Source organism: Streptomyces sp. NPDC086549 (assembly GCF_044746205.1).
Classification (GTDB): Bacteria; Actinomycetota; Actinomycetes; order Streptomycetales; family Streptomycetaceae; genus Streptomyces.
This window is the reverse complement of the sequence record NZ_JBIVBS010000009.1, coordinates 371,041-390,479: the sequence shown is the minus strand read 5'-3', so window position 1 is coordinate 390,479 and position 19,439 is coordinate 371,041. Positions and strand designations below refer to the sequence as shown.

The following is a 19,439-nucleotide window of genomic DNA, read 5'->3' as shown; positions in this document are numbered from 1 at the left end:
TCAGGCTGCCCTCAGCTTCAACCGCCCTGCTGCGACAGGACGATGGCGGTGGTCTTTCACCTCCGCTCGAACAACAAGCGCCTCACGGCGCACACAGCGGGAAACACAAGGCCCATGGCCTGCTCTTCCTCGCGCTGACCGACGAGCAGGGAAACCTGATCTGGATCTCTTCCGCACGCCCCGGCCGGGCCAGCGAGATCACCGCCGCCCGCCACGACCACATCACCAGGCATCTACGCGAGGCCGGCCTCGGCGCCCTGGCCGACCTCGGCTTCGTCGGCCTCGACGACGACCCCGACGATGCTCCGGTCATCATCACCGGCCGCAAGGCGACCCGCTCCCACCGCCTCACCGACGCCGAGAAGGAGGCGAACCGGCTGGTCAGCCGCGAACGCGCCGCCGTCGAGCACGGCTTCGCGAACCTGAAGACCTGGCGCATTCTGACCAAGGTCCGCATGAACGTCCATCACGCCACCACGCTGCTACGAGCCCTGCTCGTACTGGCGAACCGCGAAGTCCAGCGGTGACAGACGTTCACCCGACGGCAATCACTCCGCCTGCCAGCACGAGGACCGCATCACGGACTCACACCAGTACCACGACCTGCGAGTTCACGATGAAACGATCTCAGTGAGGACGGGGGTCGCCTGACTCCTCCTCGCTGGTGGGCACTGAGTGGCTGTTGCTGCTCGGTGATTCGACAGCAACGAGCTGTTCAGGAGTGGCTGGGGCGGCAATTCGACGGCCCCAGCAAGGCGCCTTCAACCGGCCCCGGATTCGCGATAGTTCGTGAAGATCGGGCGTTATGAGGTGGCTCTGAGGGGCGGCTTGATTTGGGACCGCCTTCCTTCGAGATCGGCAGCCGGGACTGGCGCTGTCTTCACCACGCCAGTCCCGGCAGTTCATCAGCGGGAGCAGACCACGGTGACGAGGGTGAAGGAGGCGAAGAAGGGCCCCTCGGAGAGGGAGGTGAACCACCTGCGGCCGCGTGCTTCGTCGATGTGGCCGTCGTGGATGGCTTGTTGCATGTTGCGGCCGAGCCCCAGGGTGTGATCCGCGTCCTGAAAGTCGAGCAAGACCGGTGTCGTGGCCCTCACCGTCTCGATGACGAAACCCGTTTGCACCGCGAGACGGGCGAGGCTGCGGCCGATGGTGGCGTGCCGGACCACTTCCGAGGTGGTGTAACGCGTGAACGCACGGCTCGTGTCGAGATCCTCGGCATCGACGACCAGGGTGTCCCAGTCAGGCTCGGCCAGGCCGATCCGTGCCCCCGGCCGCGTGACCAGGTGAAGCTGTTCCAGCACTCCGGCCGGGTCGGTGACATGCATGAGGACCCGGTCGATCTTGCCCCGGTCCACCGTGCCGGGTTCGACGGGCAGGGCGTGAACGTCTGCTTCGCGGATCTGAACTGCCGGCAGGTCGCTGGTGCGTCGGCGGGCTTCGGCCAGCATCGCAGGATCACGGTCCACGCCGATCACTGTGCCGCTCGCGCCGACGCCCTCTGCCAGCGTGGGCAGGTCCGTGCCCGGGCCGCATCCCACGTCGAGCGCGGTCTGGCCTGGCTGGACGTCCAGCAGTTCCATTAACTCCTGCTTGTAGCCGCGGCTCGCAGCATGTAGGCCGCCGGGTCAGGCCGGGGTGCACCGAGAGTTGTTGACATGCGGGAAGTGAAACACGGTCCATGATCCGCGGGCAGCGCGATTCGAGAACAAACCTCTATTCGGCGCTGTTGTTCCTGACCTTGGTGCGGGCCAGGCGATAGGACTCGGTGCCGCCGGTGCCGGTTTTCCTGCCCTCGCCCGCCGAACCGGACGTGCCCGTTGGCCGAGCATCCGGCTTTCCACGTGATCCGCTGGGTCAGGTGAGGTATGCGCTGACCTGGCCGACGAAGGCCACATCCTCGTGGTTCGTCCGACGGAAACGTGCTCCGTCGGGATTGACGTCGTCGATGTTGTTGGGCGTGCTGATCTGCGCTCCACGGAACGTGTATCGCTGGGCCTTCATCTTCGCCGGGTTGTAGCGGACGAGCCCGCCCTCATTGATGCGGTCCGCTCCGTGGTAGTGGCGCCGCAGCTGTTTCCAGGTCAGATGGGGGTGCTTGTGGCCGATCCAAAGAAGCAGTCTCCACCACGCCTACCAGCCGAGGCGGGAGAACGTTCTCTTCGATGCGCCGCCTCCTGCAGCCCGACGGCCACTCGGCACGCGTCACCATCCAGTACACCGGCGCCTACGAGTGGTACACCCTCGTCGGCTCCCCGCCCCCATCTCGCCCGGCGACCGCGCCGCCTACCACCGCTACCTCCTCGGCCTCGGCCGCATCCGCCGCCGCGGCCAGGGAGCCCACGCCATCTGACCCAGGCAGCACCGGTGAGCGGCCACCCACCGCTCAGCCGGCTCAGGCACGGCCGAAGCCGATCCCCTCGCCAGTGGTAGGTGACCAGCACTAGCAGTACCTGGGGCACTCCGTTGACGGCCAGGGCCAGGGCAGGCGAAAACGTCGAGGGGTCCGACGGCTGCCGGACCCCTCATCTCGTAGCGGGGACAGGATTTGAACCTGCGACCTCTGGGTTATGAGCCCAGCGAGCTACCGAGCTGCTCCACCCCGCGTCGGTTCCACCACTGTACACAGCAGCACCGGCCAGGGCCAAACCCCTTTCAACAACGGACGATGTTCTTGGCCTGCCGTGACACCAGCACCCACACCACCCTCAAGATGGTCACCATCGCAGCACCGGAAAGCTGAGCACCACCGTCACAGCCACCGCAGATGGCTACTACCTGTACGCCTTCGCCGGCTCCTCCCCCGCCGTCACCGCCGCCGACGACTCCATCGACGTCCAACAGCGCGCGCTGCCGCCCCAGCCTGGCGCCCCTGGACCAGGCCGTCCCGCCGCGGACACGCAAACGGCCCCGCGCGGCGTGCGAACCGGGGCGCGGGACCGTCGAGACCCGGCTTTCCTGTCAGAGCTGGGCACCACGAACGTACGAGACCGCGTGATCGCCCCGCACGCCGGACGGGCCAGGCGAGTGATCGCCGGACGGGACTGCGCAGGCCGTGCGGTCGGTCACACTCGGTTGCGCGGCCACCGGCCCGCGATGGTGGAGGCGGGAGCAGCTGCGCCGCCGCATCCGTCTGGCCGCGGGTCGCCGATGCCGCAGCCCAGGACTCGCTCGCGGCACGGGAGCTGATGTTCCGCCTCGCACTCCTACACCCGAAGACAGCGATCGTCTGGGCCGACTCCGCCTACGCCGAGAACCAGCTGGTGCCCTGGGCGAAGAAGTACCTCGGCATCACGATCAAGACGGTCCGACGCCCGCCCCACACCAAGGGCTTCGTCGTCCTGCCGCGCCGCTGGGTAGTCGAGCGGTCCTGGTCATGGACCACGCGGAGCCGCCGTCACTGCTGCAACCACGTCCTTACACGGTACTTACACGGCTCTACATCTACCGTGCCTCCGAAGCTTCACGGCCCCGAATCTTCACCGGTTTCTGGCGTAGTGGCCTGCGGTCGGCCGAGGGGGGAGCACGTCTCCACCGGGCCGACCGCAAGTGCTCGTTACTCGGCCGAGCCGGTAGCCGGGGGTGCCTCCAGAACGAAGAACAGGAAGCTCATTTGGGTCGAGAAACGGTGGAAGTCGTCGGGGTACAGCTCGCGGGCGACCTTCTCCGGCGGCTGGGGCACCCGCAGTGACCCGCCTGCCGGCGATCAGGACGGGCCGGGCTGGTGCCGTTCCTGGAGCTGGTACGCCTGTACCCGTATCTCAGGTGCCCCGGCAGGCGCTCTGCAGCGCGTCGGCTGCGGGTTCAGCGCCGCAGAACCTGTCGATGACCGGAGCGAAACCTCACTCGCGTCTGATCGTTCTCTTATACGCACGGTACGAGGTCGACGGCATTGTGTTGTCGCGCTGGGGCGAGGGGGCCGTGGATGCTGGTGCGGCGATGGCTGGACGAGGCGGGGATCCACGATCCTGTACTGCGGCAGTGCTACACGCTGTGTGCACGGCGCGCTGCCGGCGAGGACGGCGGGAACCTCCGGTGGTGGGGGCTCAGATCCGTGCCCGCGGCGGTGCGGCCGCACATGGCGGCCATGGCCGCGCTGGGGTTCGAGGCCGACCTGCGTGCCGATACCGGCCCGGTCGGCCAGCGGCGGCGCACGTTCGACGCCTATGTCGACGCGGCGCTCGCTGCGATTTCCGCCGGTCATGCCGCTGATCCGGTTCATCACGCCGTGGCACACACCATGTGCGCATCCGGGATGTCGACCATCATGCTGACAGACTGGTTCGACGCCATGCGGCGGGACATCGACTTCGCCGAGTTCGCCACCTTCGAGGAGGTGCGGCAGTGGGCGAGGATGACCGCCAGCGGCTCGTTGGTCGGCATGATGACGCTGCTGGAGGGAGCGGACGTCGCCCGCGAACTGGAGGATGTACTGGACGAGTTCAGTGTGCTGCTCCAGTGGACGGACCAGCTCGCCGACCTCGCCGAGGACCTCGACAACGGGCGGATGTACCTGCCGCTGGCCGATCTCGACCGGTTCGGCGTACGCGCCGAGGACCTCAAGGCCAGGCGGTGGATGCCCGGCATGGCCGAACTCCTCGCGTTCGAGGCGGACCGGGTCACCAGCCGGATGCCCGCGCTGGTCGCACAGCAACAGCGCCACACTGCTTCCGCGCTGGTGGCGGCACTGCACGACCACTGCACACTCATGCTGCACCAAGTGCTGTCGGACGGACCCGCCCTGCTGCGTCGCCCCTCGCGCGTGCCGCTCGCGGACCGGCTGGACGTGTGGCTGCCGGTGTGGCGCTCCACGATCCCCTGCTGAACACGGAGGAACCTGCACATGCCATTACCCGCTTCCCAGCCCCACGACTTACTGGTTTCACGCATCGAAGCCGAGCTGGTCCGGCTGACCGGTACCGGCGAGAACCTGATGGAACTGGTGTGCCGTGACGCGCTGTTCCCCTCGGGCAAACTGCTGCGACCGATCCTGTGCGCGGAATCGGCGCGCGCCGTCGGCGCTGACGCCGACGCGGTGCTGCCGTTCGCGGCCGGAATCGAGTGTCTGCACGTCGCCAGCCTGATCCACGACGACATCGTCGATCAGGACCCCGTCCGCCGCGGCCGCGCCTCGACCGCCGAGCAGTACGGCATCAGCGAGGCCCTGCTGGCCGGTGACGGCCTGTCGATGGCGGGCCTGGCGGCGATACTCAGCACCGGATGCTCCGATCGCGTCCTGGAGGCCGCCCGGGTGGTGGTCGACGCAGCACGGCACATGTGCCGCGCCATGCTGCGTGAAACGGAGATCCGTGAGGACCTGACCCGCGGTGTGCCAACGGCGCTGGAGGTGATCCGCGGGAAGACCGCCGCGATGATCAGCGCCGGCTGCCAGGCGGGAGCGCTCCTGGGAAGCGGGACGCCGCAGCAGGCTGCAGCCCTTCGCCAGTACGGGGAACACCTCGGCATGGCGTTCCAGATCCGCGACGACCTGCTGCCGTACACCGCCGACGAGCGGCAGACCGGCAAACCCGCCCTCAGTGACGTCGCCAACCGGCACCCGACCCTGCCGGTACTCCTCGCCTACGAGGCAGCGGACGATGCCGACCGGAGCCGCCTGGCGGAGTGCTTCCGGGGCGACGTCGCCCCCGTCACCGCGCATCGGGACGTGTGCGACATCATCGCCCGCACCGGTGCCGTGGCGAAGGCGTCCCGGCGAGCACAGGAGTACCTCGGCAACGCGCGGGCGGCGCTTGACGCAATCCCGCACCCCGGCCGACTCACCGAGCTGGCCGCCTCGGCCGTCCCCCGAGGAGCCACATGTCCTTGCACGTGACGGACCTGCGGCACGCCTACGGCAAACGCCAGGTGCTGCGTGGCGTCACTTTCGACGTGCCCGACGGCGTACTGGCCGGCGTCGTCGGGGAGAACGGCGCCGGCAAGACCACCCTGCTGCGCATCCTTTCCGGGGAACTGACACCGGCCGGCGGCGCTGCCACCCGCACGGGCAGCCTCGGCTACTGCCCGCAGCAGGCCGTGCTGAACCACCAGCTCACCGTGGCCCAGCACCTGCGGTACTTCCAGGTGGCCTACCGGCTCGGCGACCTGCGTCTGGCCGAGGAACTCCTCGACGTGCTGAGCTTCGCCCAGTACCGCAACGAACGCGTCAGCACACTCAGCGGCGGCACCCGGCAAAAACTCAACCTCACCCTCGCGCTGATGCACGACCCCGACCTGGTGCTGCTGGATGAGCCCTACCAGGGCTTCGACTGGGACACCTACCTGCGGTTCTGGGACCTGGCGCAGCGACTGCGCCGCCGGGGCCGCTCCGTGCTGGTGATCTCCCACCTCGCCCACGACGCGGACCGCCTGGACACCCTGCACCGGCTCGAAGCCGGAACACTCCAACCGGGCACCGAGACACTCCGAGGCCAGTAGATGTACTTCGTGACAGCGACCCGCATGGCGCTGACCGAACACGCCCGCAACCGACTCGCCCTCTGGCTCGTCGCGCTGTACCTGCCCATCTGGCTCACCCTGAGCTACCTGATGATCCCCGCACAGCGCGTGAGATACGTGCTGCGCGCCCCGGGCGAAACACTGTGGGCACAAGGCAACGAACTCAGCCAGATCTCCGGCGCGCTCAACGCGGTCACCCAGATCGTCGGCTTCATGATGTTCTCCGTCACCTTCAACACCAGCGCATTCGACCGCAGACTCGCACTCGCCGGATACCCCCGCACCTACCTGGTGACCGCCAAGACCTGCGTGCTCATCACCCTCTCCGCGCTGATCTCCGGCTACGCCACCACCGCCATGACCCTCTTCTGGCACCAGCAACGACCGGCCGTCCTCGCTCTGAGCATCTTCCTCGCCGCCATCACCTACGGCGCGCTCGGCGTGCTCCTGGGCACCCTGGTCCGCGGCGAACTCGAAGGCATGTTCCTCATCCTCATGATCAGCATCGCGGACGTAGGACTGCAGAACCCCATCGCCAACCACGCGGCGGACAACGGCTACATTCGCGTACTGCCTATATACGGAGCGATGCAGGCCGCAACAGCCGGGGGCTTCTCCACCACCACACCCCTCACCCACCTCGCCCTCCAACTCACCTGGTTCGCCGCACTTACCGCCCTGGGACTGATCGTCTTCCACCGCAACACCCGCGACCGCAGCCCCCGCCCCGGAGACGCACCAGACACCCTGACCGAACACTCCCTGCCGGCCGCATAAGACGACCGGGCACACAAGGATCCGGACACAGGCGAGCGACCGGCCTCCCCGACATCCGGACGGACATGCCCCGGACTCTCCGCGTCGTGCCGATCGAGCTTGACCATGCCGATCATTGCTCCGTCGAGATCGATCACGAAAAAGCCAGGGCGCCGCCCGGGCACCTCAGGCACTGCGTGCTCGAGCTCATCACGCGGTCGAGAGCGACCGAGGTAGGTATGCATCTCCGGTGAGGCGAGCAGCTCGATGAACGCCGCACGGTCCCAGGCCTCGGGCTCGCGGAGCACGAGCCGCTCGGTCCTGATCGGGGCAGGTGGCCCGGCGACGGGTCCAAGCTCAGTCACGGCGGGCAACCTATCGCGCGCCCGCCGGGCAGGAGCCTCGGACGACCGACAGCGGCGGCAGCTTCTGCCCCGTCGGCCCGATCTACACACAGCCCCCAGCGATTGGCAGCGTGAGCCGCCCTGCCGATGGCCGCAATCGGAACGATGTCACCTTCGAGACAGCCCGCGCAGCCCCGGAATCGATGTCTTCAGCCCGCGAAGCCACCCCTCCGTAAGGAAATGAGTGGCTTGCGCCGGTCGTCGTCCCGATAATCACCATGGTCGTGAACAGGGGCACGCCCGGCTTGAGGAATCGATGGACGTAGTGGACGCGCTGCTGACGGCGTATGACGAGCAAGTGCGGGGACATGTGTCGGAACGGGCGCCTATAGGGGCCGTGGTCGAACGGGACGGGCCTGTCCTTCGGACGCATTACGGCACCCACGGGACGGTCCGCCACACTCCGTTGCCCGCCACGACCACGCCGACGGAGGTGGCTGAGCTGGTCCGTCGGGTGCAGTCAGCCTTCGCCGCTCGGTGCGAGCCGTTCGAGTGGCGAGCGTACAGTCATGACCCGGTTGCCGTGGACGAACCGCTGCGCGCCGCTGGTTTCACAGCGACGGGTCCGGAGCGGACACTGCTCCTTGCCGACCTCGCTGACGTGACGGCTGGCACGGGCGCATTGGCCCCGCCCAAGGGATTGCGTGTGCGCCGGCTGAGCTACGGCTACCACCGCGAGCGGGAGCTGGATCGCCTCGTCGAAGCCAGCGGCCCATACGCGCGCGGTCTCGCGGATGTTCGCGAGGATCACGGGAACCTGTTGAGCTGGGCCTTGAACGTCCAGCTTCTGGAAGCGGATACACGGCTCGTCGGCGTCGGCTGGGCGGAGGCCGTCGGATCGACGGAATTCGTGGCCGTGCGCGGGATGACCGGTCCGCATACCGAGTTCCTGCCCGACTGGCTCCGGTGGGCCCGCAACAGCCACGCCCTCCACCTGGGCAGCGGTCCGCCGCGAGAGGCACCGGACCGCCGCTACCTCATGGCCGAGGCACCCGACGGCCCGATCCGCGACGCCCTCCTCGCGGTCGGCTTCAGGGCCGTGTCGACCGTCCGCAGCTACGCCTGGACCCCGGCTGGTCCACCGCCGGCCGTCACCCGCCCCGTTTCCATGCTCATCGGCGACCGGGATCACGACGCGCTGTGCGAGGAGTTCAAGGCCCGCTTCACCTTCAAGCCCAGCTACACCTACTACCCTGCCATCCAGGAGCCGCCCGACTCCGTTACCTGGCACGTCGGGGACGTCACCGACACGCGCCACGCATACCGGCTCATGCGAAATCTCCCGGACGATCACCGTGTCGCTCGCCTCCAGAAGGCTGTCGAACGCGGCCTGCGCGCTTGCGTCCGCCCCGGTGAGCAGCTCTATTCGGTCAGCTGGTGGCACCAGGGTTACCGCTTCGACCCGGCCCGCGTCGGAGGCTCCGGCCGGCCGACGTGGCCGGGCGCCGCTTGTTGGGAGGGTGAGTACTACAAGCTCCTCAGCCGTGACCTGCGCATGGGTACCTTTTGGCACCCTTGGGAGGAGTCCTTGTGTGTCTTCGGTGCCGAGCTCCTGGCCGAGGTCGAGCACGACCTCACTGCCATCCTCGGCACGGTGATGCGTCGCGGCGGCCGCAACACCGGCAACGTCTGGACTTTCGAATCGCGCAGCGACCCTGTCTGAAGGGCTGCACGACCACACCGGCAGCACGGGCTCGACGCCCTGTCCACAGCCCATCTGCCGCGTCGCGTACCCGGTCGGCGATGACAGCAGCGTCCTTCGCGTCGGCCTTTCCCTCGCCGCGGTAGCCCTCGGAGGCGCGGTGGTTGGCCAGGCCGGAGATGTAGCGCACCGGCCGGTCATGGTTTTCGAGGGCGTCGCCGTCCGGGTCGCCCGGTGTGTCCTCGCGCTGGCCGCCACGGTCTGGCACCACCACAGGACCGGTGCCCCTGTCCTACGGTCCCTGACCGCACCCGATCACTGACCGTCACGGAGCCGCGTCTCGTGCTGAACCGGCGACATGGGCTTTGGGGGCCGGGACATTCACGGGCGGTCGGTGGCCGGCCCTGGCGGGCCGGCCACGCCAACGCACGCCTCGTTGCCCTCGGGGTCGGCCAACACCCAGTTCGACGGCGCGTCGGCGTCGTTCACCAGGCGGCCGCCAGCCGCAAGCGCTGCGGCTATCCGGTCTTTGGCCTGGTCGTACGGCACCCACACGTCGACGTGGACCCGGTTGCGCTGCGGGCGTCGCGCGTCCATCTGCTGGAAGTAGAACGGTGCCCCGCGGCGGCGCGGGTCGATCAGGTCCTCGCCGCTGTTCGCGCGGTCCTGGTAGCCGAGCAGGGCACGCCAGAACGCCACTACGTCGGGACCTGCGAGGGCATCGATGGTGACCTGGACGGTCTGCACCGCGGACGGGTCGGCCGGTAGGTCCAGTGTGTGGGCCACCGCCGAGATCTGCCGGGCCAGCTCGACGTGCCGTTCGGTCAGCCCGTAGTAGTCGTCCGTGACCGTGATCAGCCGTACGATCACGCCCTCCTGCCTCACGTCGACGTCCGGGTGGTCGTCCCCAACCCCCGGCATCTCACTGATGGCCTGCACGAACTGGGCGCCGACCGCGAACGACCCGGTGCGGAAGTACGCACACGCCCCCTCGCCCATGACGCGCCAGTCCTCCACGCCGATGGTCTCGTGGAACTGCTGCGGCCTGATGCGCTCGGCCTTGCTCTCTACGTAGGTCATGCGCTCAACGTAGCGTGCAGGTCCGACAACCCCCTCGTCCATTCGATACTTCGGAACCACTCATCCAAGGCTGCGTGTTTCACCGCGTCCAGGATTTGCTCCACAGTCAGATCAGGCTCGATGGGCGCGACGACGCCCACGATGGTGCCGCGTGGGTTTCAGTGGGGCCACGGTCAGGGGCCACATACCGCACCAGTCCGTCCCCACGCGCGCTCTGCGTGGCGACGAGGTTGACAGCCACCCGGAAAAGGTCTGGTTACTGCTCAGTGGCACCTGGTCAACTACGCCTCCACCCGCCGATCGGCCTGACGGTGGCTCACAGAGCGATCAGATTACTGGACTCGGCGAGTTCAACCTCGGGACCTCGCCAGACCCCAGATCCGTGCAGCGAACACCTGGATCAAGGCCGTCGGAGAAAGTCCTAGTTCCTCTCGAACTCAAGCTGGACCGGATTACCGCCGATAGAACACTGGGCACTGCAGCTGATGCGTCGTCTTGAGGTGAAAACCATCTTATGTTGTCCGCAATGGAGCTACTTACACAACTGGGTTCGACAGAGGGAGGGTGGCGGCTGGCGGAACCGCTTCCCAGCGATGGCGTCGACGTCTCGCAGTATTTCTCCCACCCCCGCCCCGAGATCGCCCAAGTCGTTCCGGAGACGGCCGACAGCGTCCTCGAACTCGGCTGCGCCGCCGGCGCCATGGGTTCAGCCATCAAACAGCGCCAGAACTGCACCTACATCGGCATCGAGATGAACTCCGGGGCGGCTGCTGTGGCCTCCCGCTCATTGGATGCCGTGCTGGTCGGCGACATTGAAGCCGGCCCGCTCCCCTTGCCTGATCAATCGATGGACTGCATCATCTGCGCCGACATCCTCGAGCATCTCGCTGATCCCTGGCAGATACTGCGGGAGCTCAGGCGCATCATTCAACCCGGCGGCACTATTGTGGCCAGCGTACCCAACATCCAGAACGTGGACATTATGCAGGCCATAATGAACGGCCGATGGGATTATCTCGATGCGGGCATTCTGGACCAAACCCACTTGCGCTTCTTCACACGTTCAACGTTCCAGGAAGCCCTCGCCCACGCCGGCTTCACCATTACGGCTGCAACTTCACCATGCTCCCCCAGCATGCATCGTTGGTCGATTTCGCCAATCCAGCCAACAGGAGAATCAAGGTCGGAAAGCTGACGTTCGAAGACCTGAATCAGACCGAGCTGATGGGCCTGGCCGCCTATCAGTGGATCTTCAGCGCCAAGTCGCCCGAGGTGACGCCGACCACGGAGCCACTGCCAAGCCCGCGTGCCACAGCCTCACCTGATCCCCGAGAGAGTTAGCAGCACCTAATATCGAAGGAGAAGTTTGTGCGATTCGCAGTCACTATTCTTCGCCCGCCAGGTTATCAGCATTGGGAAGCATTCACAGAGGTCGCCACAACCGTGCATGTGGCATTGCTACGCCTTGGACATGACAGCGTACTGACCCATGATCCGCGACTGCCGGGGCGCAGGCACATTATTTTTGGCTCCAATCTTCTAGGACACCACCCGAACCCCACCGATATCTTCCCAGAGGACTACATTCTGTATAACCTGGATCAGGTTTCCGCCGATTCCCCTTGGCTCACGCCAGGTCTACTGGATTTGTTCCGAAAGCATACAACCTGGGACTACAGCGCTCGTAACATCGCCGAGCTCGAACGCTTGGGTGTGGGCGGCGTGCGCCATGTCCCCATCGGCTATGTCCCGGAACTGGAGCGGGTGCAACCAGTGACCGAGGAGGATATCGATGTGCTCTTCATCGGTTCATTGAACGAACGTCGTCTCGCTCCGATTCGCTACCTGGCCTCGGAAGGACTCAATGCCGTCGCTCGATTTGGCCTCTATGGCGAAGCACGCGATGCACTGCTGGCCAGAGCAAAGATTGTGTTGAACGTTCACTTCTACGAAGCCAAGATCTTTGAGATCGTTAGGGTTTCCTACCTGTTGGCCAACGGCAGGTTCGTAGTGTCCGAGCACGGCTGTGACACCGAAGAGGAAGCCCAGTATGCAGCAGGTGTGGCTTTCGCCGACTACGCCAAGATTGCTGACACTTGTCGCCACTACGTCCAGCGCGCCGATGAGCGACGGGCCAGATCAGAAACAGGTAGGAAACTCATGCGCTCGAATCTCGCTACGGAATTTCTGCGCCCCGCTGTCGCTGCCCTGTAACGGTGGCTTCGATTGCTTGGACCAGGACCCTTGCCTCCCCTGGCCGCAAGGTAGAAGCCCCATCGATGGTCGGCGCGCTGGAGCCCGTGCGCACTGCGGTGGCACGCCCTCGAAGTCTCGGCAAACAGGGATCCGTCGACAAGCCACGTCGGAAATCAACGTCGGCAAAGGGCTCCTGTCGACGCGATACCTTACGGCTGGTGTCCGAGATGGAAGCACAGGGCCGGCCGGGCAGGTGACGAACCCGCGGCCGGGCGCCTGGGTGCGTTCACCGGTCCCGCCCGCAACCGCCGCGCGATGCCCTGGCAACACCTTTGCGGGCCAACCGTCGTCGTCAGCGGATCGTCCGCCGGGGCGTCCATCCCTCCACCGCATTGGCCTATGTCGATGCCCGCGACCGTCTGATCCGGTGGTTCACCAGCCGGAGCACCAGCCCTCCGATTCGGGAGCGCTGGATCCGTCGACTTGACGTGTTGGGACAGGCCCAGTTCGGTGATCCCCACCGTCCCTCAAACGCCCGGATCGAACTGGTCACCTATCCCAAAACTGTCAGTCTCACGGGTGGAGGGCCTTCCTTGGTGGGTCACGTCCCGGTGGAGCCGTCGATGCATTCGCGCAGGAGATCGGCGTGGCCGTTGTGTCGTGCGTACTCAGCGATCATGTCCACCACGATCCTGCGCAGTGAGATCGGCTCGCCGGTCCTCTTGCGGATCCCTGTTTCATCCAGCGATGCGGCAGCGGCCGTGATCTGCCTGGAGTGCTCGCACTCCGTCCGCCAGACGGCGAACGCTTCGTCGACGTCACCTTCCAGACTGTCGAAGTCCTGGTTCGGGTCATCGTCGGAGTAGTAGAGCATCGGAACGTTCTCACCGGCGAACTGGATGCGGAACCACCAGCGTTCGACGCCGGCCAGATGCCGCACCATGCCATGGAGGGACAGGCCGGACGGCGACACCGCCCGTTCGGACAGCCGCTCCGGAGGCAGGCCGGCGCACTTGAGCTCAAAGGTTGCCCGATGCCAGTCCAGGACGGCGCTCAGGATCTCCCTCTCGCCGCCGACGGAGGGCGGGGTCGGGCGAGTGTCGTTGTTCCACCTGGGTGCATAGTGCTCGGGGGCGGCTGCGTCGGTCATCGTCTGCCTTCCTGGCCGGTGATGGGCCGAGTCTGACAGGCACCACTGACATCGGGCCTGAACTGCACGCGGACTCGACACTGGCCGAGCCCCTTCCGGAACGCCTTGTTTCGCCCTCGGCGAGTCGCGAGGCAGCATGTCACCCCGCAGGTCAGTGGCCCCACCCTCTGCAAGATCTAATGGGACAGGACAGGAACCGCCATCCTCGTGAGAGGGCGTGCGGCGTGTCATCGATGGTTGTCGACGTGATGCTTCACAGCCGTTGGACGCGCAGCACGCCGGTCAGCATCGGGAGAGTGAACTCACCGCGGGCGGTCTCCGGTCTGCCGGCGAGGAACGTGCGGATCCGGCCCAGCGTGACTTCCTGTTCCTGTTCTGGCATGACCAACACTCCCGCGCGCGTCGCGATGGTCGCGACGAGAGAGTCGGTGGTGCGGCGCTGTCCGTGCGAGAACTCGGCCTGCTCCGGCGAGCCGAACCGGGCGGCCGCGCCAGTCTTGGGAAGGTGCATGCCGGCCGTCTCGGCGCGCCAGCTCGTTGGCGTGTCACGCGGGCCGATGGCCGCGCTCCCGCTGACCCGCGCGAGCCCGGCAACCCACTCGACCTGGTCGTCCATGAGGTTCCACAGGCCGGCCAGGATGCCGCTGGGCGCGAGGACCCTGGCGATCTCGGGTCCCGCGACGGCCATGTCGAACCAATGCATGGCGTTGCCTGCCAGGACGGCATCGACGGAAGCGTCCGGCAGCGGTATCTCCTCGGCACTGCCCGATAGGGCACGGACATCCGGCAATAGGCGGCACAGCTCGGTCAGCATCCCCGGGTCGGGCTCGACCGCGATGACTTCGGCGCCCAGTGCGACCAGCGTGACGGTCAGCTTGCCGGTACCGGCGCCGAGGTCGAGCACGCGCGGGCCGGGCGCGGGTTCAAGCGCCCAACGCACGGCGGTTCGGGCGTAGTCCGGACGGTGTTCGGCGTATGCGACCGCCGCCGCACCGAACGACGAGGCGTGAAGTAACCGTTCATCCTGATCCACGCGGTGAGGCTACCGGTGCTGCCGACGGTCGACCACCCCGCGTCACCGCTCCGGCGACGGCAACCCGGTAGCGCTACTAACCTCACACTCACCTGAGAAGTGCCTCCGGCTAGTCCGGAAGCCAGGGTCTCGAAGACCAGCATGCTCACTGGTCAGAGGCATTTTTCGCTGAGCTGGCCAGCTGCCGGACAGCCCGCTTCATGAAAGCGCGAGGCTAACCGGACCCGACCGGCGGTACGGGTTCGGCTGCCGCATCAACCCCCCGGCGCTGAACACGCAGTGGCCCGGGATAACGGTGGCGCCGCTCGGCGGTGGGTGGCAACAGCGGCGCCACCCGCCCGCAATGGTCGTCCAGAGCAAGATCAGCCCACACGTGGAAACCCTGCCCACCGAGTGCTTCATGGGCAAGACCCTCATTTGGATTTTGTCCCGGGAGGCGTCCGATGGTGAGTCGGTGAGGCACGAATCGGATCAGTCCAACTGCGGTGGGACCCAGGCGTGATGCCGAAGGATCATGCTCGTTGCGGCGCGGGAGGGCGTCATCCGCATCACCGTGTTCCGCAGGGCCACAGCCAGCGGGTGGGAGAGTTGCTGGCCCATCCGCCCGGCCTGCCGGGCGGCCCCGGCGACGCCTGGCTGCGCGGCCGGCGCTCGGCGTCGTACCGGGCGAGCGCGGCCTCGACGTCGGGCCCTGCTGCGAGCGCGGCGGCGAGGGTGACCGCGTCCTCCAGCGCCTGGCAGGCGCCCTGTCCGAGGTTGGGGGTCATCGCGTGCGCCGCGTCGCCGAGTAGCGCGATACTGCCGACCGCATACGAGGGAAGCGGCGTTCGGATTTCGTTCACGTCGTGGTGCAGCACCGCCTCGCGTCGGGTCGCGTCGAGCAGGGCGGGGATCGGGTGGTGCCACTTGCGGAATCGTCGGCGCAGTTCGGTCAGGGGGTCCGCGAACCGGGTCCCGGCGGGGACGTTGAGGACGGCGTGCCACTCGGCGCGCCCGTCCGGGAAGGCGATATGCCCGAACTCGGCGCCGCGCCCCCAGGTCAGCTCGAAGTCGGTGCCCACGTCGAGCGCCTGCTCGGTGATGGCGCGCAGCACCGTCGAGCCGCTGTAGATCGGGCCAGGGTGGGATGGGAAGAGATGTCTACGGACCCTGCTGCCAACACCGTCTGCCGCCACCACCAGATCGGCGTCCAGAACCGTGTCACCGCAGTGGACGCGAGCAATCCCGGCACCGAGCTGCTGGACCGAGTCCGCCTGCGCGCCGATCAGTAAAGTCTCGGCGGGTAGGGCCTCGCGAAGCAGCCCGTGCAAGGTAGAGCGGGGGATTCCCATGATCGGCGTGCCCACAGCCTTCTCCAGCGCTGCCCCGTCCATCCGGGTCAGCCAACCACCTCTGGCGTTCGGGTGCCGCCGCTGTACTGGCCCCGCGAGGCCTCCCGCACCGCCTTACCGACACCGAGTTCGTCCAGTGCCCGAAGGCCGTTGGCGGCCAGTGAGATGCCCGCCCCCGCATCGTCCAGCACGGACGCACGCTCGACGACCGTGACCTCCCAGCCGATGCGGCGCAGACCGATCCCGGCGGCCAGCCCGCCGATGCCCCCTCCGACGACCACTGCTGTGTTGCCCATGCCGAAACCTCAGCCCTTCTACATCTGTAGAAGGATGATCCTACCCGCAGCACTACAGGTGTAGAAAGGAGCTATGGCTTCGGATCGGCGCACTCTCCTCGCGGACGCAGCTCTCGACGTACTCGCAGACGAAGGGATCCGCGGCCTCACCCACCGCGCGGTCGACCGCAGAGCAGACCTTCCTTCCGGCACCACGTCGGCGTACTTCCGCACCCGAGCCGCACTGCTCACCGGACTCGTCACCCGCCTGGTCCAAGTCGACCAGGCCGAACTGCAGACGACGGCCGAACTGCTTCCATCTCTGCGCACCGAAGAGGACCTGGTGGACGGCATTGCGCTGCTCGCCCGACAGCGACTCACCGGCGAGGGCCGCCGCCGCTCGCTCGCCCGCTACGCCTGCGCGGTTGAGAGCGTTCGCGACCCGGAGCTGCGCGAGATCCTCGTCCCCCGCGAGAACGCCGGCCGCGAGGCCGTCCGACTCTTCCTCGCCGGACACGGCGTGACGGATGTCGAGAACCGCACTCACACCCTGCTGACCTGTATCGACGGGCTGGTCTTCGACCGGCTGGTGAGCGGTGGCGATGTGCCGCGCGAAGCCATCGAAGGCCTGGTCGCCGCCGCTCTGCGTTAGGAGTTGGCCACCGGCCGTTCCGGGCCATCCAACGGGCTCTCGATACCAGCGCCCTGCCCGAAATGACCTGCGGTCCGTCCGCCGCCCACGCCCTCATTGTGCAGCGATCGGCAATACGAGCCGCCCCACGCCTACGAGTTCAGTCCAGCCCTTCGGCCGCCGCGGGGCTTCCGCGCTCAGCCGCGACTGTCACCCGGCCCGAGCAGACCGGCGGGTTCGCTGATCGCCTCCGGGACGACTTGAGCCAGCGGCGGACGTTCTCCGGCTTCCTGCGCCAGGACGTCGCCATCAGCAACTACGCCCAGACGCCTCATGCACGCCGACTGGCTACATGCCAGGACATGCCGCAGCTGCTCCCTCAATTGGGTCAGCGCCTGCGGCTGCCACGGTAGCCGCGAGTCTGGATCTCCAGGAACAGGTGGGTGCGGCTGACCTGGCCTTGGACTTCGGTGAAGCGGGCGTCGAGGTGTGCCTCTATCACTGTCTTCAGAAGCGCCGATTGTTCGACGAAAACACAGCGTTCCCCACCGAACTCGCCGCCGCCGCTTGACGAGTGAAGCGCCTGATCCGATTTGGACGCCATCGGAGTTTGAGTGGCGTCGGTCACCGTCCGCGGCCGCGACATCGCGCTGGACCGATGTTGCCCCGCCTGCCCGGCGGTGTCCGACCCCTGTACGACGGGGGCGCAACTGATTGGGCATGCCGTCGGCATCGAATGGTCCGGTCCCGGATCTGGCAATGTCTGGGAGAACGTCAGGGCAGGGTCAGGATGCGGGGGCCATGGTCCGTGATGGCGACGGTGTGCTCGATGTGGGCAGCCCCGCTGCCGTCGGTGGTGCGCAGGGTCCAGCCGTCGATATCGGTGCGGTAGGTGTTCTTCCCGCCGGCCATGAGCATGGGTTCGATGGCGAGGACCAGGCCGTGGCGGAGGGGGAAGCTACGGCCGGGGCGGCCGCGGTTGGGGACATGAGGGTCTTCGTGCATGCGACGGCCGATGCCGTGGCCGCCGAAGTCGGCGGGCATGCCGCAGCCCGCCTTGCGGGCGACGGTGTCGATGGCGTGGGAGATGTCGCCGATGCGACTGCCCACCTGGGCGGCGGCAATGCCGGCGTCGAGGGCTTGCTGGGTGGCCTCGATCAGATCAAGGTCGCCGGGGCGCGGCGTTCCGACGGTGAAGGTGATGGCCGCGTCGCCCGTCCAGCCGTCGAGCTCGGCGTCGAATTACGACTTCGCCCGGAAGCAGATCCGGAGACCCGACGACCACGTCGACATGGAGCAGCTCCTGCGCCGCCTCACACGACTGGAGGCCAGAATCCACGATGCCCTGCTCCCCACCAGGACGGAGGACGTCCGCAGGATCGTGGAAAAGACCGGCCTGCCGCACGAGAGCTTCTCCGAGGACGTCGCCGAAGCGCTCGGAATGCAGCGGCCGCCGCGTTCGTAGCCACACGTAAGCGGGCCTGGTCTCCTGGTCCGCGACGCTGTTGGCGCATCAGCAGACGGGGCTCCGTCCCAGCGACCTCACGGTCGGTGCGGAGCCATGATGCATGCTCCGGCATCATTGCGTCTGCCGAACCGCGTTCTCCGCCTGCGGTCCCTTCGGCCCCTGCGTCACCGCGTACTCGGCCCTGTCGCCCTCGTACAACTCCTTGCACCCGGTGGACTGGATAGCCGAGAAGTGGACGAACACGTCCGGTCCGCCGTCATCCTGCTGGATGAACCGAATCCATTGTCGGCGTTGAACCACTTCACTACGCCTGTTGCCATCGGTATGAGTCTCTCCTTCACCGCCGTCGCACGAGCGGGGCCCAAGGCCAAGGCAGTTGGTCGGGTCAGTGTCCGCGGATGACGTTTCGATGTGAGTTCGGGAGTCACTCGGGGCGGGTCACCATGATCGATGTCAGTGAGACGTCACTGTGCTGCTCCCCCGATCTCGGGCCACCGTCGCTTGGGACGCTTAGGGGAGGAATCATGACGTTCGGTCGGCGGCCTGAGGACACCGTGAGACTAGCGGCGCTGAGGAGGGCGTCGCCGGTCAAGGCGGGTGGCTGCGCGCCGAGGGTGCCGACTCTGAGCCGCTCCCGGCCGGCTCGGCCGGCTGCCGCCTGGGCATCGAACCACGGCCTCAGGTGGTCGTCACACCACTGGTGGTAGGACGTCGTCAGGTCATGGTCCGTCAGGTCGTGGCGGGCGATCCAGTGGGCGGCTCGCAGGGCGAGGGGGATTCCCTGCCCAGAGGGTCGGGTTGGTGTGAACGGCACTGTCGCCGATGCTGATCAGGCCAGTGACCTGCGGCCCATGCTCGTCCACCAGCGCCGTCCACCGGTTGTCGAGCCCTCCCATCACGCGCACGGGGGTCACCCGCCCGTGGTGCAGGGACAGCCAGTCCGCTCCACCGGGGAAGAGTCTTGCCGCGACGTCGAAGCCCTGCGGATCGCGTCAGCGCCACCGCGAAGTAGCCGTT

The 19,439-nt window shown here is 67.2% G+C and carries 17 protein-coding genes, 1 tRNA gene and 6 pseudogenes; 11 read left to right on the top strand and 13 right to left on the bottom strand.

Features of this window, described 5'->3' with window-relative positions; all coding sequences use genetic code 11:
* The coding region (locus ACIPSA_RS28245) for a transposase family protein (RefSeq protein ID WP_402639294.1) at positions 1-527 on the top strand (527 nt) is incomplete at its 5' end.
* A 378-nt stretch (positions 528-905) separates the two neighbouring features.
* Here ACIPSA_RS28245 and ACIPSA_RS28240 read toward each other — a convergent pair.
* The 3 genes from ACIPSA_RS28240 to ACIPSA_RS28230 all read right to left on the bottom strand — a co-directional run bounded on the left by ACIPSA_RS28240 (position 906) and on the right by ACIPSA_RS28230 (position 2,607).
* Positions 906-1,583: a methyltransferase domain-containing protein gene (locus ACIPSA_RS28240; protein ID WP_402639292.1), complete on the bottom strand. Its 678-nt coding sequence runs from the start codon at positions 1,581-1,583 to the stop codon at positions 906-908.
* Between the two features lie 274 nt (positions 1,584-1,857).
* The gene (locus ACIPSA_RS28235; protein ID WP_402639290.1) at positions 1,858-2,004 is read right to left on the bottom strand and encodes a hypothetical protein; all 147 of its coding nucleotides are present in this window, start codon (positions 2,002-2,004) and stop codon (positions 1,858-1,860) included.
* 529 nt (positions 2,005-2,533) lie between these two features.
* Positions 2,534-2,607: transfer RNA gene (locus tag ACIPSA_RS28230), tRNA-Met, on the bottom strand.
* On the opposite strand from ACIPSA_RS28230, the pseudogene ACIPSA_RS28225 reads away from it, so the two are divergent.
* Positions 2,571-3,380: pseudogene (locus tag ACIPSA_RS28225) on the top strand (hypothetical protein); the annotation flags it as partial. The gene ACIPSA_RS28230 and the pseudogene ACIPSA_RS28225 sit on opposite strands and share 37 nt — an antisense overlap.
* A gap of 176 nt (positions 3,381-3,556) precedes the next feature.
* Here ACIPSA_RS28225 and ACIPSA_RS28220 read toward each other — a convergent pair.
* Positions 3,557-3,682, bottom strand: a complete 126-nt coding sequence (locus tag ACIPSA_RS28220; RefSeq protein WP_402639288.1) for a hypothetical protein — start codon at positions 3,680-3,682, stop codon at positions 3,557-3,559.
* Positions 3,683-3,925: 243 nt separating this feature from the next.
* On the opposite strand from ACIPSA_RS28220, the gene ACIPSA_RS28215 reads away from it, so the two are divergent.
* Genes ACIPSA_RS28215 through ACIPSA_RS28200 form a run of 4 tightly spaced genes read left to right on the top strand, consistent with a single transcriptional unit; the run spans position 3,926 to position 7,233 of the window.
* Positions 3,926-4,825 carry a phytoene/squalene synthase family protein gene (locus tag ACIPSA_RS28215; RefSeq protein ID WP_402639286.1) on the top strand — a complete coding sequence of 300 codons (900 nt, stop codon included), beginning with the start codon at positions 3,926-3,928 and terminating at the stop codon, positions 4,823-4,825.
* An 18-nt stretch (positions 4,826-4,843) separates the two neighbouring features.
* Positions 4,844-5,833: a polyprenyl synthetase family protein gene (locus ACIPSA_RS28210; RefSeq protein WP_402639284.1), complete on the top strand. Its 990-nt coding sequence runs from the start codon at positions 4,844-4,846 to the stop codon at positions 5,831-5,833.
* Complete coding sequence (locus ACIPSA_RS28205) at positions 5,818-6,435, top strand: ATP-binding cassette domain-containing protein (RefSeq protein WP_402639282.1); 618 nt, start codon at positions 5,818-5,820, stop codon at positions 6,433-6,435. Before ACIPSA_RS28210 ends, ACIPSA_RS28205 begins: the two co-directional genes overlap by 16 nt.
* Positions 6,436-7,233, top strand: a complete 798-nt coding sequence (locus ACIPSA_RS28200; protein ID WP_402639280.1) for an ABC transporter permease — start codon at positions 6,436-6,438, stop codon at positions 7,231-7,233.
* Between the two features lie 41 nt (positions 7,234-7,274).
* On the opposite strand, the pseudogene ACIPSA_RS28195 reads toward ACIPSA_RS28200, so the two are convergent.
* Positions 7,275-7,577 (bottom strand): annotated as a pseudogene (locus tag ACIPSA_RS28195) (GNAT family N-acetyltransferase); the annotation flags it as partial.
* A gap of 304 nt (positions 7,578-7,881) precedes the next feature.
* Here ACIPSA_RS28195 and ACIPSA_RS28190 point away from each other — a divergent pair.
* Positions 7,882-9,279, top strand: coding sequence for a DUF2716 domain-containing protein (locus ACIPSA_RS28190; RefSeq protein WP_402639278.1), 1,398 nt, complete (start codon positions 7,882-7,884; stop codon positions 9,277-9,279).
* A gap of 64 nt (positions 9,280-9,343) precedes the next feature.
* On the opposite strand, the pseudogene ACIPSA_RS28185 reads toward ACIPSA_RS28190, so the two are convergent.
* A pseudogene (locus ACIPSA_RS28185) lies at positions 9,344-9,448 on the bottom strand (transposase); the annotation flags it as partial.
* 191 nt (positions 9,449-9,639) lie between these two features.
* Positions 9,640-10,338: a VOC family protein gene (locus ACIPSA_RS28180; protein WP_402639276.1), complete on the bottom strand. Its 699-nt coding sequence runs from the start codon at positions 10,336-10,338 to the stop codon at positions 9,640-9,642.
* Between the two features lie 526 nt (positions 10,339-10,864).
* Here ACIPSA_RS28180 and ACIPSA_RS28175 point away from each other — a divergent pair.
* Complete coding sequence (locus tag ACIPSA_RS28175) at positions 10,865-11,533, top strand: class I SAM-dependent methyltransferase (protein ID WP_402639274.1); 669 nt, start codon at positions 10,865-10,867, stop codon at positions 11,531-11,533.
* Positions 11,534-11,706: 173 nt separating this feature from the next.
* Positions 11,707-12,552 carry a hypothetical protein gene (locus ACIPSA_RS28170; protein ID WP_402639273.1) on the top strand — a complete coding sequence of 282 codons (846 nt, stop codon included), beginning with the start codon at positions 11,707-11,709 and terminating at the stop codon, positions 12,550-12,552.
* Between the two features lie 583 nt (positions 12,553-13,135).
* Here ACIPSA_RS28170 and ACIPSA_RS28165 read toward each other — a convergent pair.
* The 3 genes and pseudogenes from ACIPSA_RS28165 to ACIPSA_RS28155 all read right to left on the bottom strand — a co-directional run bounded on the left by ACIPSA_RS28165 (position 13,136) and on the right by ACIPSA_RS28155 (position 16,344).
* Positions 13,136-13,684, bottom strand: coding sequence for a DinB family protein (locus ACIPSA_RS28165; protein ID WP_402639271.1), 549 nt, complete (start codon positions 13,682-13,684; stop codon positions 13,136-13,138).
* Between the two features lie 253 nt (positions 13,685-13,937).
* Positions 13,938-14,588 carry a class I SAM-dependent methyltransferase gene (locus ACIPSA_RS28160; RefSeq protein ID WP_402639269.1) on the bottom strand — a complete coding sequence of 217 codons (651 nt, stop codon included), beginning with the start codon at positions 14,586-14,588 and terminating at the stop codon, positions 13,938-13,940.
* A 600-nt stretch (positions 14,589-15,188) separates the two neighbouring features.
* Positions 15,189-16,344, bottom strand: a pseudogene (locus tag ACIPSA_RS28155) (FAD-dependent monooxygenase).
* Positions 16,345-16,417: 73 nt separating this feature from the next.
* Here ACIPSA_RS28155 and ACIPSA_RS28150 point away from each other — a divergent pair.
* Positions 16,418-16,975 carry a TetR/AcrR family transcriptional regulator gene (locus tag ACIPSA_RS28150; protein ID WP_402639267.1) on the top strand — a complete coding sequence of 186 codons (558 nt, stop codon included), beginning with the start codon at positions 16,418-16,420 and terminating at the stop codon, positions 16,973-16,975.
* Positions 16,976-17,342: 367 nt separating this feature from the next.
* Here the strand turns inward: ACIPSA_RS28150 and ACIPSA_RS28145 are convergent, their stop codons facing one another.
* On the bottom strand, positions 17,343-17,558 hold the full coding sequence (locus ACIPSA_RS28145; protein WP_402639265.1) for a hypothetical protein: 216 nt from the start codon (positions 17,556-17,558) through the stop codon (positions 17,343-17,345).
* 170 nt (positions 17,559-17,728) lie between these two features.
* Positions 17,729-18,190, bottom strand: a pseudogene (locus ACIPSA_RS28140) (M24 family metallopeptidase); the annotation flags it as partial.
* Between ACIPSA_RS28140 and ACIPSA_RS28135 the strand changes: the two are divergent.
* Positions 18,156-18,419: a hypothetical protein gene (locus tag ACIPSA_RS28135; protein WP_402639263.1), complete on the top strand. Its 264-nt coding sequence runs from the start codon at positions 18,156-18,158 to the stop codon at positions 18,417-18,419. The pseudogene ACIPSA_RS28140 and the gene ACIPSA_RS28135 overlap by 35 nt on opposite strands.
* Positions 18,420-18,533: 114 nt before the next feature.
* Here ACIPSA_RS28135 and ACIPSA_RS28130 read toward each other — a convergent pair.
* A pseudogene (locus ACIPSA_RS28130) lies at positions 18,534-18,742 on the bottom strand (cold-shock protein).
* Positions 18,743-19,439: the final 697 nt, after the last annotated feature.

Bases quoted from the DNA above. Each gene is read 5' to 3' on its own strand.
- ACIPSA_RS28240 (WP_402639292.1), bottom strand. From the start codon at position 1,583: ATGGAACTGCTGGACGTCCAGCCAGGCCAGACCGCGCTCGACGTGGGA.
- ACIPSA_RS28235 (WP_402639290.1), bottom strand. From the start codon at position 2,004: ATGAAGGCCCAGCGATACACGTTCCGTGGAGCGCAGATCAGCACGCCC.
- ACIPSA_RS28215 (WP_402639286.1), top strand. From the start codon at position 3,926: ATGCTGGTGCGGCGATGGCTGGACGAGGCGGGGATCCACGATCCTGTA.
- ACIPSA_RS28210 (WP_402639284.1), top strand. From the start codon at position 4,844: ATGCCATTACCCGCTTCCCAGCCCCACGACTTACTGGTTTCACGCATC.
- ACIPSA_RS28205 (WP_402639282.1), top strand. From the start codon at position 5,818: ATGTCCTTGCACGTGACGGACCTGCGGCACGCCTACGGCAAACGCCAG.
- ACIPSA_RS28200 (WP_402639280.1), top strand. From the start codon at position 6,436: ATGTACTTCGTGACAGCGACCCGCATGGCGCTGACCGAACACGCCCGC.
- ACIPSA_RS28180 (WP_402639276.1), bottom strand. From the start codon at position 10,338: ATGACCTACGTAGAGAGCAAGGCCGAGCGCATCAGGCCGCAGCAGTTC.
- ACIPSA_RS28175 (WP_402639274.1), top strand. From the start codon at position 10,865: ATGGAGCTACTTACACAACTGGGTTCGACAGAGGGAGGGTGGCGGCTG.
- ACIPSA_RS28165 (WP_402639271.1), bottom strand. From the start codon at position 13,684: ATGACCGACGCAGCCGCCCCCGAGCACTATGCACCCAGGTGGAACAAC.
- ACIPSA_RS28150 (WP_402639267.1), top strand. From the start codon at position 16,418: ATGGCTTCGGATCGGCGCACTCTCCTCGCGGACGCAGCTCTCGACGTA.
- ACIPSA_RS28145 (WP_402639265.1), bottom strand. From the start codon at position 17,558: ATGGCGTCCAAATCGGATCAGGCGCTTCACTCGTCAAGCGGCGGCGGC.
- ACIPSA_RS28135 (WP_402639263.1), top strand. From the start codon at position 18,156: ATGGCCGCGTCGCCCGTCCAGCCGTCGAGCTCGGCGTCGAATTACGAC.